Genomic DNA, 17,932 nt, shown 5'->3' with positions numbered 1-17,932 from the left:
TTCTGACAAGGGACTGAATTTTGATCGAAGCAACAACTTTCGATGAGCTGCGGATCGGCCTCGCGACGGCCGACAACATCCGTGCTTGGTCGCACGGTGAGGTCAAGAAGCCGGAGACCATCAACTACCGCACGCTGAAGCCCGAGAAGGACGGCCTCTTCGGAGAGCAGATCTTCGGGCCGTCACGTGACTGGGAGTGCGCCTGCGGCAAGTACAAGCGAGTCCGCTTCAAGGGCATCGTCTGTGAGCGCTGCGGCGTCGAGGTCACGAAGTCGTCGGTGCGCCGTGAGCGCATGGGCCACATCGAGCTCGCGGCCCCCGTCACGCACATCTGGTACTTCAAGGGCGTGCCCTCGCGCCTCGGCTACCTGCTCGACATGGCCCCGAAGGACCTCGAGAAGGTCATCTACTTCGCGGCCTACATGGTGATCTCGATCGACGAGGAGGGCCGTCACGCCGACATGCCCGGCCTCGAGAACGAGCTCCGCCTCGAGATCAAGCAGCTCGAGTCGCAGCGCGACACGCGCATCGCCGACCGCCTCAAGAAGCTCGAGGACGACCTCGCGGTGCTCGAGGAGGAGGGCGCCAAGAGCGACCAGAAGCGTCGCGCGAAGGACGTCGCCGAGAAGGAGATGGGCCAGACCCGCAAGGCCTTCGACGAGGACATCAACCGCCTCGAGCGCGTGTGGGAGGACTTCCGCACCCTCAAGGTCGGCGACCTCAAGCCCGAGGACGCCGTCTTCCACGAGCTCCAGGACCGCTTCGGCATGTACTTCGAGGCCCACATGGGCGCCGAGGCCATCAAGAAGCGCCTCGAGGCCTTCGACCTCGCGACCGAGGCCGAGAACCTGCACCTGCAGATCTCGGAGGGCAAGGGCCAGAAGAAGATCCGCGCGATCAAGCGACTGCGCGTCGTCTCCTCCTTCCTCGCCACCGGCAACTCGCCGGCCGCGATGGTGCTCGACGTCGTCCCGGTCATCCCGCCGGAGCTGCGCCCGATGGTGCAGCTCGACGGTGGCCGCTTCGCGACCAGCGACCTGAACGACCTGTACCGCCGCGTCATCAACCGCAACAACCGCCTCCGTCGACTCCTCGACCTCGGTGCCCCCGAGATCATCGTCAACAACGAGAAGCGGATGCTGCAGGAGGCCGTCGACGCACTGTTCGACAACGGCCGTCGCGGTCGTCCCGTCACCGGCACCGGCAACCGCGCCCTGAAGTCCCTGAGCGACATGCTCAAGGGAAAGCAGGGTCGCTTCCGCCAGAACCTGCTCGGCAAGCGCGTCGACTACTCGGGCCGTTCGGTCATCATCGTCGGCCCGACGCTGAAGCTGCACCAGTGCGGTCTGCCCAAGCAGATGGCGCTCGAGCTGTTCAAGCCGTTCGTCATCAAGCGCCTGATCGACCTGAGCCACGCTCAGAACATCAAGTCGGCCAAGCGCATGGTCGAGCGTTCGCGCCCGCAGGTGTGGGACGTGCTCGAGGAGATCATCCGCGAGCGCCCCGTGCTGCTGAACCGCGCGCCCACCCTGCACCGTCTCGGCATCCAGGCCTTCGAGCCCCAGCTGGTCGAGGGCAAGGCCATCCAGCTGCACCCGCTCGTCTGCGCGGCGTTCAACGCCGACTTCGACGGCGACCAGATGGCCGTGCACCTGCCGCTGTCCGTCGAGGCCCAGGCTGAGGCGCGCATCCTGATGCTCGCGTCGAACAACATCCTGAAGCCGTCCGACGGCCGTCCGGTGACCCTGCCCGCCCAGGACATGATCATCGGCCTGCACTACCTGACGACGGTCACCGAGGGCGCCACCGGCGAAGGCCGTGCCTTCTCGTCGGTGTCCGAGGCGATCCTCGCCAAGGACCAGGGCTCGCTCGACCTCAACGCGATGGTCAAGATCCGCATGAACGGCGTGCACTTCGCCGAGGGCGAGGGCCCCGAGGGCTACGAGGTCGGCCAGGACATCCTGCTCGACACGACCCTCGGCCGTGCGCTCTTCAACGAGAACCTGCCGGCGGACTACCCGTTCGTCCAGCAGGTGACCGACAAGGGCATGCTCTCGACGATCGTCAACGACCTCGCCGAGCGCTACCCGAAGGTCGCCGTCGCGGCGGCCCTCGACAACATCAAGGACGCGGGCTTCTACTGGGCCTCGCGCTCCGGTGTCACGGTCGCGCTCTCCGACGTCCTCACGCCTCCGCGCAAGCCGGAGATCGTGGCGGGCTACGAGAAGCAGGCCGCGGCGGTGCAGGCCGAGTTCGACAAGGGCCTCATCTCCGACGCCGAGCGTCGTGCCGACCTGATCAAGATCTGGACGGAGGCCACGAACGAGGTCGCCGCCGAGATGCGGTCGAACTTCCCGGTCGACAACACGATCAACCGCATGGTCACCTCGGGTGCTCGTGGTAACTGGCTGCAGGTGCGCAACATCGCCGGCATGCGAGGCCTCGTGAACAACCCGAAGGGCGACATCATCCCCCGCCCGATCATCTCGTCGTACCGCGAGGGCCTGTCGGTGGCCGAGTACTTCATCGCGACGCACGGTGCCCGCAAGGGACTGGCCGACACGGCCCTCCGTACGGCCGACTCGGGGTACCTGACCCGTCGACTCGTCGACGTGTCGCAGGACGTCATCATCCGTGAGGACGACTGCGGCACCTCGCGCGGCCTCGAGCTGCCGATCGCCGCTCCCGACGCCGACGGCGTCATGGTGCGCGACGCCACGGTCGAGAACACGGTCTACGCCCGGTCGCTCGCGGCCGCCGCGGTCGACCCGCAGGGCACCGTCGTGGCCGAGGCCGGTGCGGACGTCGGCGACGTCCTCATCGACCAGCTGGTCGCCGCGGGCGTCGAGTCGATCAAGGTCCGCTCCGTGCTGACCTGTGAGGCCGCCGTCGGCGTCTGCGCCCAGTGCTACGGCCGTTCGCTGGCCACCGGCAACCTGGTCGACATCGGCGAGGCCGTCGGCATCATCGCGGCCCAGTCGATCGGTGAGCCCGGCACGCAGCTGACGATGCGCACCTTCCACACCGGTGGTTCGGCCTCGGCCGACGACATCACGCAGGGCCTCCCCCGCGTGACGGAGCTGTTCGAGGCGCGCACCCCCAAGGGCGCGTCCCCGATCGCCGACGGCGCGGGTCGCATCACGATCGAGGACACCGACAAGGCCCGCCGCGTCATCCTCAACCTCGACAACGGCGACGAGCCGGTGATCTACCCGGTGCTCAAGCGCTCGACCCTCCTCGTGGAGGACGGTCAGCACGTCGAGCTCGGTGCCCAGATCATCGCCGGTGCGGTCGACCCGAAGGAGGTCCTGCGAGTCAAGGGCGTCCGTGCCGTGCAGCAGCACCTCGTCGGTGGCGTCCAGGACGTCTACCGCTCGCAGGGCGTGCCGATCCACGACAAGCACATCGAGGTCATCGTCCGTCAGATGCTCCGCAAGGTCACCGTCGTCGACCACGGCGACACCGACCTGCTCCCCGGCGAGCTGGTCGACCGGTCGAAGTACAACGAGATCAACCGCGGTGCGCTCACCGAGGGCAAGCGCACGGCGTCGGCTCGCCAGGAGGTCATGGGCATCACCAAGGCCTCCCTCGCGACCGAGTCGTGGCTGTCCGCCGCGTCCTTCCAGGAGACGACCCGCGTGCTCACGCAGGCCGCCATGGAGGGCAAGAGCGACCCGCTGGTCGGCCTCAAGGAGAACGTGATCATCGGAAAGCTGATCCCCGCGGGCACCGGCCTGTCGCGCTACCGCGACGTGTCGGTCGAGGCGACGGAGGAGGCGAAGGCCGAGCGGTACCCCAACCGCGTCTTCACCGACGACGCGTCGTTCAACGAGGCTGACCTCAGCTTCGTCGATTTCGACTCGTTCTCGTCGGACGACTTCACGCCCGGCACCTACAACTGAGCACCCCCGGGGAGGCGCGGTGAGGGTCTGACCTGACCCGCACCTCCCCAGGAGGCCCAGCACCACGAAGGGCCCCGGCTCTCGCACCTGCGAGAGCCGGGGCCCTTCGTCGTGCCCGCGCCTACGCTCGGTGGGGTGCAGTTCGAGCAGGCCCTCACCGACGACGTCACCCTGAGGGAGGCGCGGGTCGGCGACGCCGCGTCGCTGGCGGCCGCGCAGGCGCGCAACCGCGACCACCTCGCCCCCTGGGACCCCGCTCGCCCGGCCTCGTTCTTCGAGCCGGCCGGCCAGCTCGCCCTGCTGACGGCACGGATCGCGGCGGCGGACTCGGGGGAGGCCCTGCCCCTCCACCTCGTCGAGCGCGGACCCGACGGCGACCGCGTCGTCGGCGGCATCTCGCTGAACCACATCGTCCGTGGCCCGGTCCAGGCCGCCTCGGTCGGCTACTGGGTCGACCGGGAGCGGACGGGCCGGGGCCTCGCCCGGGCGGCCGTGGCGGTCGTGGCCGACCTCGCCGCGACGCGCCTGCGGCTGCACCGCCTCGAGGCGAGCGCCCTGCCGCACAACGTGCCCTCCCGGCGCGTGCTCGAGGCGTCGGGGTTCACGCTGATCGGCACGGCGCCGAGCTACCTCCGGATCGCCGGGCGGTGGCAGGACCACGTGCTGTACCAGCGCGTCCTCGGGTAGCCGGCCCGCGCCTCCCGCAGGCCGCCCGCGGCCCGCCCGCCCGGGCGACGGGTGACGCCCTGTGCCCCCTTGCGGGGGCACCCGCTCTGGGACGTGCCCCCGAGGGCCGCTCGCCTTAGCGTGGACACCGCTCGGACTCCCGACCCGGGCGACCGTGCCGACGCGATCCCGACCACCCGCGGCGGCTGTACCGAGGAGGTACGTCCCGTGGCTTCCATGACCGAGATCCTGATCCTGCACGGCCTGCTGCCCATGGAGTACCTCGACCGCGTCGGTCGCCGCTCCACCGACGAGGAGGCCTCCATCCGCGAGCTCCTGTCGCAGGGCGTCGTGACCACCTCGCAGGTGGCTCGTGCCCGTGCGCAGGCCGCCGGCATGGACTTCGTCGAGCTGATCGACTACCCCGTCGACCGCGCCGCCGTCACGATGGTGCCCGCGGCCGTCTGTCGCCGCCACAGCGTGCTGCCCATCGGCGTGCGCGACGGCGGCCTTCTGCTCGCGATGGCCGACCCGGGCGACGTCTTCGCCATCGACGACGTGCGCGCCGGCCTCCGCATCGGCGTCGACCCCGTGGTCGCCGAGAAGGGCGACCTGCTCGCCGCGATCGACCGCTACCTCCGCGCCGACGACGAGCTCAACGACCTCACGAGCACGCTCGAGGAGGAGAAGGCGCAGGAGGCGGCGGCCGACATCACCGACGGCCCCGACGACGACGTGCCCATCGTGCGCTTCGTCAACCTGCTCGTGAGCCAGGCGATCACCGACCACGCCTCCGACATCCACATCGAGCCGAGCGAGACCGACGTCCGGATCCGCTACCGCATCGACGGCGTGCTGCACGAGATGCAGCCGGCCCCGAAGGCCATCCAGAACGGCGTCATCTCGCGCCTCAAGATCATGAGCGAGATCGACATCGCCGAGCGCCGCAAGCCGCAGGACGGCCGCATGTCGGTCCGTCACGGCGGCCGTCAGATCGACCTCCGCGTCGCGACGCTGCCCACGGTGTGGGGCGAGAAGGTCGTCATGCGGATCCTCGACAACTCGAACACGTCGATGAGCCTCCGCGACCTCAACCTGCTGGAGCGCAACTTCGACGTCTACGCCGCGTCGTACTCGAAGCCGTACGGCATGATCCTCGTCACGGGCCCCACGGGCTCAGGCAAGTCGACCACGCTCTACACGACGCTCAACGCCGTCGCCCGCCCCGAGATCAACGTGATCACGGTCGAGGACCCGGTCGAGTACCGCATGCGCGGCATCAACCAGGTGCAGGTCAACCCGAAGGCCGGCCTCACGTTCGCGAGCGCGCTGCGGAGCATCCTCCGCTCCGACCCCGACGTCGTCCTGCTCGGCGAGATCCGCGACCACGAGACCGCGCAGATCGCCATCGAGGCGTCGCTGACCGGCCACCTCGTGCTCAGCACGCTGCACACGAACGACGCCCCGAGCGCCATCACGCGGCTCACCGAGATGGGCATCGAGCCGTTCCTCGTCGGCAGCGCCATCGACTGCGTCGTGGCCCAGCGCCTCGCCCGGCGCCTCTGCGACCGCTGCAAGCAGCCCACGAACTACTCGCCGCGGCAGCTCGCCGCGCTGAAGTTCGAGCTGCGCGACGGCGAGGACCCGACGGTCTTCCAGCCCGTCGGCTGCCAGCAGTGCTCCAACACGGGCTACCGCGGGCGCATCGCCCTGCACGAGGTGATGAGCGTCTCGGAGGAGATCGAGCGCCTCGCCGTGACCCGCGCCTCGAGCGCCGAGATCGGCCGCACCGCCCGCGAGCAGGGGATGCTCACGCTCCGCCAGGACGGCTGGGAGAAGGCGAAGCTCGGCCTCACCAGCGTCGAGGAGATCCTGCGGGTGGTCGCGTGACCCGGCCCCGCGCCTCCTCCGCCCCGGCCCCGGCCCCCGCCGGGGCTGCGGCACCTGCACCTGCTCCCGCGACGCGCGTCGTCGCCCCCGAGACCCGATCCGCCACCACCGCCCCGGAGGCCGCCGCATGAGCGTCTACGAGATCCCCGACGAGCCCCACGCCGCCGACGGGTGGGCCCCCGGCCGACCCGGCCGCGAGGTCAGCACCGACACGCCCGCGACGTCGTGGGAGCCGCCCGCGCCGGTGACGCTCGTGCCCGCCTCGCCCCCCGTCGACCCGACGAAGCACGTCTACGCGCTCGAGGGCGACCAGGAGGCGGTGCTGGGCTGGACCCCGACGCCCGCGCCCTCGAGTCGGCGGGCCGCGCGCCTCGCCGAGGCCCTCGGCGCGGCGGTCGCGTCCGCCGCGGCCGAGGTCGGCAGCGGTCGCGCCCCGTCGTCGCCGGCGGTCGCGGGGCTCACGCGCGCCCCGGCCACGCCGAGCTGGAGCGACCCGCGCTTCGACGCGATCGCGGACATGGCCGACGAGCCGGCCGTGTCGGTCGCGCCGGTGTCGGTCGCGCCCGTGGCCGTCGCCCCGGTGGCCGTCGCGGAGCCGACTGCCGCTCCGGCCGCTGCTCCGGCCCCGGCGCCCGTCATGCACGTGTCCGCCTCCGCCCCCGTGCCCGTGACGCCTCCCGCCGCCCGCCCCGTGCTCCCCGCGGCGGCCGCCGTGGCGCAGCCCCAGCCGCAGCACGCCGCCCCCGTCGCCTCGCCCGCGGCTCCGGTCACGGCCGCCCTGCCCGTCGTCTCGGCGACCGACCTCGGCATCGAGCTGCACGAGCACGCCCGCACCACGGCGCACCCCGGTCTCGTCGCCGCCCTGATCGAGGTCGTCCAGCGCGGCGCCTCCGACCTCCACGTCACGGTCGACGCCGCTCCCACGCTGCGCGTGGACGGCTCCCTGCAGCCGACGCACACCTCGCCCGAGCCGTGGGACGCCGTGACGGTCGCCGCGGCGCTCGCGAGCCTGCTCACGCCCGAGCAGCAGGAGCGCTTCGACGACGAGCTCGAGCTCGACTTCGCCTGGTCGCTCTCCGACGACTCGCGCTTCCGCGTGAACTTCTACCAGCAGCGCGGCTCGCTCGGGGCGGCGTTCCGCCTCATCCCGACCGAGATCAAGCCCCTGCACGAGCTGGGCGTGCCCGAGTCGGTGTCGACCTTCGCGAAGCTGCCCCGCGGCCTCGTGCTCGTCACGGGCCCCACGGGCTCCGGCAAGTCGACCACCCTCGCCGCGCTGATCGACCTGGTGAACCGCACCCGGGCCGACCACATCGTCACGGTCGAGGACCCGATCGAGTTCATGCACCAGCACAAGCGCTCGCTGGTGAACCAGCGCGAGGTCGGGCACGACACCCACAGCTTCGCCGCCGCCCTCAAGCACGTGCTGCGCCAGGACCCGGACGTGATCCTGATCGGCGAGCTCCGCGACCTCGAGACCATCTCGGTGGCGCTCACGGCCGCCGAGACCGGGCACCTCGTCTTCGCGACGCTGCACACGCAGAGCGCCGCGCAGACGATCGACCGCGTGATCGACGTCTTCCCGCCGCACCAGCAGGACCAGGTGCGCACCCAGCTGGCCTCGACGCTCCGCGGCGTCGTCTGCCAGACCCTGCTGCCCAAGGCGAGCGGCCGCGGCCGGGTCGTCGCGACGGAGATCATGATGATGACGCCGGCCATCGGCAACCTCGTGCGCGAGGGCAAGACCTACCAGATCGCATCCTCGATGCAGGCGGGCCGTGACCTCGGCATGCACACCATGGACCAGAAGCTCGCCGACCTCGTCAACACGGGCGTGGTGACGCACAAGGCCGCGATGGAGAAGGTGCACGACCGCGAGGGCTTCGACCGCCTCGTCACGCGCGTCATCAACAAGAGCGAGTCGCAGGGCCTCGACAGCGGCATCGACTTCGGCGACGCCTTCTCGCGGGGCGACGCCTGATGGCCGGCGCGGTCGCCTACGCCTACAAGGGGCGCGACACGGCGGGCAAGGTCGTCAAGGGCAAGGTCGACGCCTCGAGCGAGGGCGCGGTCATCACGCGCCTGCGCACGATGGGCGTCCAGCCGATCTCGATCACGGAGGCGGCGGCCGGCACCGGCCTGCAGCGCGAGGTGTCGATCCCCGGCCTCGGCGACAAGGCCGTGAAGATGAAGGACATCGCGGTCATGTCGCGCCAGATGGCGACCATGATCGGGTCGGGCCTGTCGCTGCTGCGCACCCTGACGATCCTCGCCGACCAGGTCGAGAGCAAGCGCCTGGCGAAGATCATGGGGGAGGTGCGTGACGACGTCGAGACGGGGGTCTCGTTCTCCGACGCGGTCGGCAAGCACGACAAGGACTTCCCGCCCCTGATGATCAACATGATCAAGGCGGGCGAGACCGGCGGGTTCCTCGACAAGGCGCTCGAGTCGACGGCCGAGAACTTCGAGAAGGAGGTCGCCCTCCGCGGCACGATCAAGTCGGCGATGACCTACCCGGTCGTCGTGCTCGTGATGTCGCTCGTCGCCGTCGTCGTGATGCTGCTCTTCATCGTGCCGATCTTCCAGGACATGTTCACGAACCTGGGTGGTCAGCTGCCGCTGCCGACCATGATGCTCGTCTACGCGTCCCGGGCCATGCCGTACGTGGTGCCCGCGGGCCTCGTGATCGGCATCGCGTTCTCGATCTGGTGGCGCACGAACAAGAACAGCGTCAAGGTGCGCTCGCGCCTCGACCCGCTGAAGCTCAAGCTGCCGGTCTTCGGCGTGCTGCTGCGCAAGATCGCGATCGCGCGCTTCGCCCGCAACTTCTCGAACATGATCGGCGCCGGCGTGCCCATCCTCACCGCGCTGCGGATCGTGGGCGAGGTCTCGGGCAACTACGTGCTCGAGGAGGCGCTGGTCGAGGTCGCGGAGTCGGTCCGGCAGGGCGAGTCCATCGCCGGCCCGCTCACCGCCTCCGGCGTCTTCCCGTCGATGGTGACCCAGATGATCGCGGTGGGGGAGGACAGCGGCTCGCTGCAGACCATGCTCGAGAAGGTCGCGGACTTCTACGACCAGGAGGTCAAGTCGACCACCGAGTCGCTCACCGCGCTGATCGAGCCGCTGCTGATCGCCTTCCTCGGCGTCGTGGTCGGCGGCATGATCGTCGCGCTCTACCTGCCGATCTTCCAGATCACCTCGCTGATCAAGTAGCGCTCGGCCCGCACGGCCCGGGACCCCCTCCGGGCGACACCTGTCGCCCGGAAGGGGTCCTCCGTGCGTGTGCCCCGTACGGGTGTGATCGAGGCGTGACCAGGGGTTCTGTCCCGTTCGGGGGAGCCCCGGACTGGGGCCGTGTCGCAGGGCATAACCCCCCGTCCAAGGGATTCCGGGGGCTGCGGCCCGCTGGCAGCATCGTTCCCGGCGGTGATCAGTGACCGCTGCCGATCACTCCCCCTGCACCCCGTACCCGGAATGGACTCCCTCATGTACTTCGCGCTCATGGGCAAGCTCAACGCTCGCCGCCAGAACCTCGCCGCCGACAAGGACAAGGGCTTCACGCTCATCGAGCTCCTCGTCGTCGTGATCATCATCGGCATCCTCGCCGCCATCGCCATCCCGGTGTACCTCGGCGTGCAGAACAACGCCCGTGACGCCTCCGTGAAGAGCGACCTCTCGAACGCGAAGACCGCGGTCATCGGGTTCCAGACCGACACGGGCAACCTGCCCAAGACCCTGACGGCCGCCGACCTCGGCAAGTACGGCTACACCGTCAGCGCGGACAACACCCTCTCCTTCAAGACGGCACCCGTCGCGGGCTCCACCACCTTCTGCATCAACGGAACGGGCAAGACCGGCAAGGCCTTCAGCATCACCGAGGCCGCTGCCGTCGTCGAGGGCGCCTGCGCCAACTGACCGACCGGGAGGCGAGGCGCCCCCGCGCCTCGCCTCCCGCCCTGCTCCGCCCCCACCCCGCAACTCCACCCCTGACCCGACCGGGAGGTGACCCACCATGCTCCAGCTCCTCAGCGACCGGCTCCGGCCCGCCGACCCGGCCGACCGCGACGCCGGCCTCTCGCTCGTCGAGGTGGTCGTCGCCCTCCTGGTCTTCGCGGTCATCACCGTCGGCTCCGTCGTCGCCGTGGGCCTGACGCTCTCCATCTCGAGCGACAACCGCAGCCGTGAGGTGGCGACGAACCTCGCCTCCGAGGCCGTCGACGTCGCCCGCGGCGTCGCGGACGTCATCCAGGTGACTTCGGCCACGACCACGAAGGACGTCGGCGGCGTCACCTACAAGGTCGCCCAGACCGCCGCCTGGCAGACCACCACCGGCGTCGACGCGACGTGCACCCCGGCCGCCGCGACCGGCAACGGCTCGCTGTTCTACAAGCGCCTGCAGGTGGCCGTGACCTGGACCGGCATGCGGAGCCCCGACTCCCCGGTGACCAGCGACACGATCCTCGCCCCGAACAGCCGCCTCAACGACCAGGACACGGGCACGATCCTCATCGGCGTCAAGGACTCCCAGGGCGCAGCCGTGCCCGGGGTCGTCGTCACCGTCGAGCCCGACACCGGGTCGTCGACGCCCGGCAAGGCCCTCACCGCCGCCTCGAAGCCCGCCGCCACGAACGCCGACGGCTGCGCCGTCGCGATCAAGATCCTGCCCGGCGCGTACAAGGTGACCATCTCGCGCTCCGACGCGGCCCCGTGGCGCGACGCGTCGCAGGCCTCCGCTCCGGTCAAGACCGTCGTCGTCGCGAAGGGCGACTCGGCCCCCGTGCCGTTCACCTACGAGCTCGGCGACGACTACGCGATCAAGTACGCCTCCAACTACACCGGCGGCACCGTGCTGCTGCCGGACAACCTCAAGACCACCGTGCTCGGCGGCCCGTCGCCGACCACCACGTCGGGCACCCCCGCCGACGTCTGGCTCTACCCCCTGAGCACCGGCTACCGGATGGTCGCCGGCGACTTCCGTCCGACCGGCACCGCCGGCGGCAGCTGCCTGTCGCCCGACCCCTCGCTCTGGCCGGCCAACGCCGCGGGCAAGACGGCCCCTGTGCAGCCCTTCGTGGCGGCCTCCGACAAGAAGGCGAGCTACTCGCTGCCCATGGGCGTCACCACGATCAAGCTCGCCGACGGCAACGACAAGGTCGTCCGGGCCGTCTCGACCGCAGCCCTCAACGGCGACCCGGGCTGCGCGGTCCCGCAGACCTACGAGTTCTCCGTCAAGGGCAAGACGTCGGCCAACGAGGTCACCCTGGCCCTTCCCTACGGCACGTGGGCGATCACCTCGGGCAACAGCACCACGTCGACCTTCCGCGGCGTGACCCTCAGCGGCCTGATCGGCACGATCCTCGGCACGATCTTCGGGGGCGGCGGCGCCGGCACCAACGTCGTCAGCCTCGACCCGAGGCCCGCCTCGTGACCGCGCTGCGCGCGCTGCTCTCCCGACGTCGTGACGACGCGGGCGTCAGCCTCGCCGAGCTGCTCGTCGCGATGATGGTCTTCGGCATCGTCATCACCGTGGTGTCGACGACCTTCATCTCGCTCGCCAAGGCGACCAGCCAGGCCCGCTCGATCGACCTCAACACGCGGGTCGCGTCGACCGGCCTCGCCGACCTCACCCGCACGATCCGCGCCGCCCGCACCATCCCCGTGCCCGGCGGCACCGAGACGCCCTCCTTCAGCGTCGCCACGACCGAGGCCCTCACCCTGACCACCGCCCTGAACACCGCGGACTCCGTCGCGACGGTGCCCCGCAAGGTGTCGTTCACCGTCCAGCCCGACCGCACCCTGGTCGAGTCGACCGTCGTCGGTGCCTCCGCGGCCGACTACTGGACCTTCACCGCGACCGCGACGAAGCGCGTCATCGGCGGCTCGGTGCTCAGCACGGCCGCCTCGGGCACGCCCCTCTTCAGCTACGTCGACTTCAGCGGCAAGCAGCTCGTGCCCGATGCCTCCGGCGCTCTCACCGCGACGCAGATGTCGTCCATCGCGGCCGTCCGCATCAGCCTCGCGGTCGACCGCGCCGGCGCCCGCACCGCCCAGACCGTGACGCTGCAGAACACCGTCTCGCTCTCGAACCTCCTCGGGGGGTCCGTCTCGTGATCCGACTCCGCCGCACGCTCCGCCTCGACCGGCTCGACCGCCTCCGCGACGACCGGGGCATGGCCATGGCCATCACCCTCATCTTCGGCATGGTGCTGATCATCATGGCGGCGACCGCCCTCACCGTGGCGACGAGCGGCCTGAAGAAGGCCGACACCGACCAGGACTGGAACGCCGCGCTCTCCGCCGCCTACGCGGGCGTCGAGGAGTACCAGGCGCGCCTCGCCAACGACAACAGCTACCAGCAGTTCGGCAACCCCGCCGCGCCCTTCAGCAAGACGACGGCGAGCTCGGTGTCGCTGCCCACCGGCTCGCAGGTCAACCCGGCCTTCGGCACCGGCACCACGGGCACCTGGGCCGCCGTGCCCTCGAGCGGCGGACGGGCCAGCTTCCGCTACGAGGTCGACAACTCGAAGTTCGTCGCTACCGGCGCCCTCCGCATCCGCTCGACGGGCAAGGTCGGCAGCGCGACGCGCACGGTCATCGCCGACCTGCGGCAGAAGGGCTTCATCGACTACCTCTACTTCACCGACATCGAGTCGCAGGACCCGACGCTGACCGGCAAGTCGAACGCCGACTGCAAGAAGCACGCGTGGGAGGGCCGCACGCAGGACGACGGCTGCGGCGAGATCGCGTTCAGCGGCGGCGACGTCATCGCCGGCCCGGCGCACTCCAACGACACGATGCGCGTCTGCTCCGCCACCTTCGAGCAGACCGTCACGACCGCGAACCCGACGAACGGCCGGTCGTACAGCAAGGTCGACTCGAACGGCTACGCCTGCTCGGGCCAGAAGTTCCTCAAGGAGCGTGTCGTGGGCGCCGGGCCGGACCAGGTCTCGAGCGTCCTCATGCCCGACACCCTCGGCGACAAGATCCGCGAGATGCGCACCGACATCCCGAGCGAGGTCCCGCGGCCCGGCTGCCTCTACACCGGCCCCACCGACATCGTCTTCACCGCCGACGGCAAGATGACCGTCAAGTCGCCCTACACGAAGATGACCCGGATCTCGAACGCCGACGCGACCGCCGGCACGGCCACGGCCGACTGCGGCCTGCCCGGCACGGCCGACGGCCAGCTCGGCTCGGCCAAGGGCGCGACGATCCCCGTGCCCGCGAACAACATCGTCTACGTGCAGGCCATCCCCGTCCCGGTCGCCGGCGCCGCGAAGCAGAACGTCAACGCCGCCGCGTCCGTCGGCGACCTCACCGAGACGTCGTGCGGCAACAACCACGTCGGCTACCCGCGGTCGGGCGAGTCCGTCCCGACCTCGTCGACCACGGGCGGCCCCGGCACCGGGGCCTGCGCCTACGGTGCCCGCAGCGGCGACGTCTTCGTCAAGGGCACCTTCCAGGGCCAGCTGACGGTGGCCGCCCAGAACTACCTCTACGTCACCGGCGACGTCGTCTACGCCGAGGCGAACGCGAGCACGAACATCCTGGGCCTCGCCTCCGACGGGATCGCCTGGGTCTGGAACCCCGTCTCGGCGAGCTCGGGGGCGTCCATGCTCGGCGACTCCGGTCGTGAGATCGACGCGGCGATCATCTCCGTCAACCACTCCTTCCTCGTGCAGAACTACGGGCGCGGCGGCGACCGGGGCACGCTCACGGTCACCGGCTCGATCGCCCAGGCCTTCCGCGGCGTCGTGCGCAACGGGTCCAACGGCTACATCAAGGCCTACGGCTACGACGCCCGCCTGCGCTACCTCGCGCCGCCGAAGTTCCTCAGCCCGGTGACCACCTCGTACGGCATCACCACGCAGACCGAGGTCCTGCCCGCCTACCGCTCGACGGGAGCCGCCTCGTGACCGCCGCCGCCCCCTGGCTCGTCGCCGTCTTCGTCGCCGGCGGCCTCGGCCTCCTCATCGGTTCGTTCCTCAACGTCGTCGTGCACCGCGTCCCGGCCGGCGTCTCGATCGCGCGCCCGGCCAGCGCCTGCCCGTCGTGCAGCTCGCCCATCCGCCGTCGTGACAACGTGCCCGTCGTCAGCTGGCTCGCCCTCCGCGGCCGCTGCCGCGACTGCTCGGCCGCGATCTCGGCCCGCTACCCGATCGTCGAGCTCGCCACGGGCGTCTTCTTCCTCGTCGTCGCGGCGCGGCTCTGGCCGCTCACCGACGTGCCGACGGAGGTCCTGCCGCTGGTGTCGCGCCTCCTCGCGCTGCTCGCCTTCCTCTGGCTGGCCGGCGCGAGCGTCGCGCTCGCCGTCATCGACGTCGAGCACCACCGCCTGCCCGACGCGATCGTCCTGCCGAGCTACGCGGTGGGCGGCGTCCTCCTCGCCGCCTCGAGCGCGCTGGTCGGCGACTGGGCGGCGCTCCTCCGTGCCGGCGTCGGCCTCGCCGCGATGTTCCTCTTCTACCTGGCTCTCGGCCTCGGCTGGAAGGGCGGCATGGCCCTCGGCGACATCAAGCTCGCCGGCGTGCTCGGCCTCTACCTGGGCTGGCTCGGCTGGGCCGAGCTCGCCGTCGGGTCGTTCGCGGCCTTCCTGCTCGGCGGCCTCTTCTCGGTCGTCCTGCTGGCCACCCGCCGGGTGCAGCGCAGCGGCGGCATCCCCTTCGGACCCTGGATGCTCGCGGGCGCCTGGGTCGGCGTCTTCGCCGGCGGCATCGTCGCCACCGGCTACCTCACCCTCCTCGGCCTGGCATGACCAGGCGACCTGACAGAGAGCAGCACTGATGGGCAAGAACATCGTGGGCATCGACATCGGCAGCCGCACCGTGCGCGCCGTCGAGGTGGCCGACGCCGACAAGGCGAAGCCGACCGTGGTCCGCTTCGCCGAGGTCGAGCTGCCCGAGGGCGCGGCGAGCCGCGGCGAGGTGCTCGAGCCGCAGACGGTCGCCGCCTCGCTCAAGCAGCTCTGGTCGGCCGGCGGCTTCAAGAGCAAGCGGGTCGTGCTCGGCATGGGCAACCAGCGCGTGCTGGCCCGCGACCTGACCGTCGCGAAGATGTCGCCGCAGCGGATCAAGGAGGCGCTGCCCTTCCAGGTGCAGGACATGCTGCCGGTGCCGGTGGCCGACGCGCTCCTCGACTTCTACCCGTACAGCGAGGGAGTGGGCGACAACGGCCCGGTCGTCAACGGGCTGCTGATCGCCGCCGTCAAGGACGCCGTGCTCGGCAACGTCCGTGCCAGCAAGCTCGCCGGCCTGACCACGCTGGGCGTCGACCTCATCCCGTTCGCGACGGTGCGCCTCCTCGTGAACCGCCCCCGGGTGGTCGGCACGGTGGCCGTCGTCGAGATCGGGCACAACACGACCTCGGTCGTCATGGTGACCGACGGCGTGCCGCAGTTCGTCCGCATCATCCCCTCGGGCGGCGACGACATCACGCAGGCCGTGGCCGCCGCGCTCGAGACCGGCCCGGCCGCGGCCGAGCAGCTCAAGCACGCCCGTGGCCTCTCGACAGTCGTCACCACCCCGCAGGAGCAGGCGGCCTCGTCGGCCATCTTCGAGTCGACCAACGACCTGCTCGGCAGCCTCCGCAACACCGTCCAGTACTTCGTCAACACGCGGCCCGCCAACCCCGTCGCGGGCATCCTGCTCGCCGGGGGAGGCTCCGCCATGCCGGGCTTCTCCGACGCCCTGTCGGAGGTCACGCGCCTCCCCGTCGCCCTCGGCGACCCCCTCGCGACGGTCGCCGTCGCCAAGACCGTCGACGAGGCGGCCCTCCGGGCCCGCCCCTCCGACCTGACCGTGGCCCTGGGCCTCGCCCTCGGGAGCGCCGCATGAGATCGTCCAAGAGAGACGCCGCCATCACCGTGGGAGGCGCCCCCCGCGTCGACCTGCTGCCCCCGGAGGTGCGGGCCGAGCGTCGCGCCGCCTCGACCACGCGCCGCACCTGGCTCGGCGTCGTCGTGCTCGTGGCCGCCACCGTCGTCGCCTCGGGAGCCGCCACCCTCGGCTCGCTCTCCGCGGCCGACGACCTCACCGTGGTCCAGAGCGAGACGAGCACGCTGCTCGCGCAGCAGGCGAAGTTCTCCGAGGTGCGCGACACGCAGTCGCAGGTCGACCTGATCGAGTCGGGCCAGGCCGTCGGAGGCTCCACCGACATCGACTGGGCGACCTACCTGCGCTCGGTGCAGGGCACCCTGCCCGTCGGCGTCACCGTGACGAGCGTCTCGCTCGACCAGGCCTCGCCGCTCGAGTCGTACGCGCAGGGCACGTCCCCGCTCGAGGGCTCGCGCGTCGCGACCGTCGTCTTCACCGCGACGAGCCCCACCCTGCCCGCCGTGCCGGTCTGGCTCGACGGCCTCGCGACCCTGCCCGGCTTCGCCGACGCGACCCCCGGGTCGGTCGCCTTCTCCGACGGCGTCTACGAGGCGACCGTCACCATGCACATCACCGCCGACGCCTTCTCGGGCCGGTTCGACGAGAAGGACGACTGACGTGGACCGCAACCGACTCATGATGTTCGCCGCGATGGGCACCGCCGTCGTGGTGCTCGCCCTCGGCTTCCTGCTCGGCGTCCAGCCGCAGCTCTCGGCGGCCACCGCGTCGCGCGAGCAGATCACGACGGTGACGACGCAGAACGAGCAGATCCGGGCGGCGATCGCCCAGCTGCAGGCCGACAACGACGCCCTGCCCGCGCTGCGGTCCGAGCTCGGCACGCTGCAGACGGCGATCCCGTCGTCGGCGTCGCTCTCGACCTTCATCAGCGAGGTCAGCCGGCTCTCCGACGAGACCAGCACGACCGTGGTCGACATCACGACGACCGAGGCCGAGGCGTACGCCCCGGTCGCGGCCACCGCCCCGGCCGACGCCGCGGCCTCCACGGACGCCACGGCCGAGTCGACCGACGCCGCCACGGCCGCGCCGGCCGCGGAGCCCGTCGCCCCCACGGCGCCCGACCTCGTGAGCGACCCGGCGATCACCGCGGCGAACTTCTCCGTCGTGCCGGTCTCGATCACGGTCGAGGGCTCGTACTCCGACGCCCTCGACTTCGTCGCGGCCCTCCAGGGCGGCAGCCGGCTGTTCGCCCTCGAGACCTTCGGCAGCTCCGGCAGCGAGGAGGCCGGCAGCGAGGGCGCGGCCCCCGACAGCTGGACGGTCTCGGGCAACGTCTACGTGCTGCTCGACGCGGCCTCGACCCCGACCGACGCCACCACGACGCCGACCGCGCAGGCCGAGGGCGACGCCGACGACAGCACGGCCGCGGGGGAGTAGCCCCCCACCTGCACGACCCTCGAGTGGTCACGACGTGCCCTCCCCGCCCCGGCGGAGGAGCACGTCGTGACCACTCGTTCGTCGTCCGGGGCGACCGGCGTCGTCGGGGGCCGATCGGCGACGACGGCGACGACGACCGCGCGCGTGTCCCCCGCCACCGCCCCGACCGCCCGGTCCCCGTGTACCCCGGGTGAGGGCCACCACGCC

The 17,932-nt window shown here is 71.2% G+C and carries 13 protein-coding genes; all 13 read left to right on the top strand.

Annotated features, from left to right (window positions below; translation table 11 throughout):
• Positions 1 to 20 precede the first annotated feature (20 nt).
• The 13 genes from IFT72_RS13255 (at position 21) to IFT72_RS13195 (ending at position 17,725) form a co-directional block, all read left to right on the top strand.
• On the top strand, positions 21 to 3,902 hold the full coding sequence (locus IFT72_RS13255) for a DNA-directed RNA polymerase subunit beta' (protein WP_056057458.1): 3,882 nt from the start codon (positions 21 to 23) through the stop codon (positions 3,900 to 3,902).
• Between the two features lie 135 nt (positions 3,903 to 4,037).
• Positions 4,038 to 4,589 carry a GNAT family N-acetyltransferase gene (locus IFT72_RS13250; RefSeq protein WP_056057454.1) on the top strand — a complete coding sequence of 184 codons (552 nt, stop codon included), beginning with the start codon at positions 4,038 to 4,040 and terminating at the stop codon, positions 4,587 to 4,589.
• A 207-nt stretch (positions 4,590 to 4,796) separates the two neighbouring features.
• Positions 4,797 to 6,458, top strand: coding sequence for a GspE/PulE family protein (locus IFT72_RS13245; RefSeq protein ID WP_056057451.1), 1,662 nt, complete (start codon positions 4,797 to 4,799; stop codon positions 6,456 to 6,458).
• 127 nt (positions 6,459 to 6,585) lie between these two features.
• On the top strand, positions 6,586 to 8,439 hold the full coding sequence (locus tag IFT72_RS16515; RefSeq protein WP_305798365.1) for a type IV pilus twitching motility protein PilT: 1,854 nt from the start codon (positions 6,586 to 6,588) through the stop codon (positions 8,437 to 8,439).
• Positions 8,439 to 9,671, top strand: coding sequence for a type II secretion system F family protein (locus IFT72_RS13235; protein WP_185233902.1), 1,233 nt, complete (start codon positions 8,439 to 8,441; stop codon positions 9,669 to 9,671). Before IFT72_RS16515 ends, IFT72_RS13235 begins: the two co-directional genes overlap by 1 nt.
• Positions 9,672 to 9,932: 261 nt before the next feature.
• On the top strand, positions 9,933 to 10,373 hold the full coding sequence (locus IFT72_RS16720) for a type II secretion system protein (protein WP_371741297.1): 441 nt from the start codon (positions 9,933 to 9,935) through the stop codon (positions 10,371 to 10,373).
• Between the two features lie 97 nt (positions 10,374 to 10,470).
• Entirely contained in the window at positions 10,471 to 11,886 is a 1,416-nt protein-coding gene (locus tag IFT72_RS13225; RefSeq protein ID WP_192046720.1) for a carboxypeptidase-like regulatory domain-containing protein, read from the top strand.
• Positions 11,883 to 12,569 (top strand): prepilin-type N-terminal cleavage/methylation domain-containing protein, encoded by a 687-nt coding sequence (locus tag IFT72_RS13220; protein ID WP_192046719.1) that lies wholly within the window; start codon positions 11,883 to 11,885, stop codon positions 12,567 to 12,569. The genes IFT72_RS13225 and IFT72_RS13220 overlap by 4 nt, the downstream gene beginning before the upstream one ends.
• Complete coding sequence (locus tag IFT72_RS13215) at positions 12,566 to 14,374, top strand: hypothetical protein (protein WP_371741296.1); 1,809 nt, start codon at positions 12,566 to 12,568, stop codon at positions 14,372 to 14,374. The genes IFT72_RS13220 and IFT72_RS13215 overlap by 4 nt, the downstream gene beginning before the upstream one ends.
• Positions 14,371 to 15,213 carry a prepilin peptidase gene (locus IFT72_RS13210; protein ID WP_192046718.1) on the top strand — a complete coding sequence of 281 codons (843 nt, stop codon included), beginning with the start codon at positions 14,371 to 14,373 and terminating at the stop codon, positions 15,211 to 15,213. Before IFT72_RS13215 ends, IFT72_RS13210 begins: the two co-directional genes overlap by 4 nt.
• A 28-nt stretch (positions 15,214 to 15,241) precedes the next feature.
• A complete protein-coding gene (pilM, locus tag IFT72_RS13205) occupies positions 15,242 to 16,291 on the top strand; it encodes a type IV pilus assembly protein PilM (protein WP_192046717.1) in 1,050 nt (349 codons plus the stop codon).
• Positions 16,288 to 16,947: a hypothetical protein gene (locus IFT72_RS13200; protein ID WP_156370125.1), complete on the top strand. Its 660-nt coding sequence runs from the start codon at positions 16,288 to 16,290 to the stop codon at positions 16,945 to 16,947. The genes pilM and IFT72_RS13200 overlap by 4 nt, the downstream gene beginning before the upstream one ends.
• A gap of 1 nt (position 16,948) precedes the next feature.
• On the top strand, positions 16,949 to 17,725 hold the full coding sequence (locus IFT72_RS13195) for a hypothetical protein (protein WP_185233890.1): 777 nt from the start codon (positions 16,949 to 16,951) through the stop codon (positions 17,723 to 17,725).
• Positions 17,726 to 17,932 lie beyond the last annotated feature (207 nt).

The organism is Frigoribacterium sp. CFBP 8754 (assembly GCF_014841815.1).
GTDB lineage: Bacteria > Actinomycetota > Actinomycetes > Actinomycetales > Microbacteriaceae > Frigoribacterium > Frigoribacterium endophyticum.
This window is presented reverse-complemented; position numbering and strand designations above follow the sequence as displayed.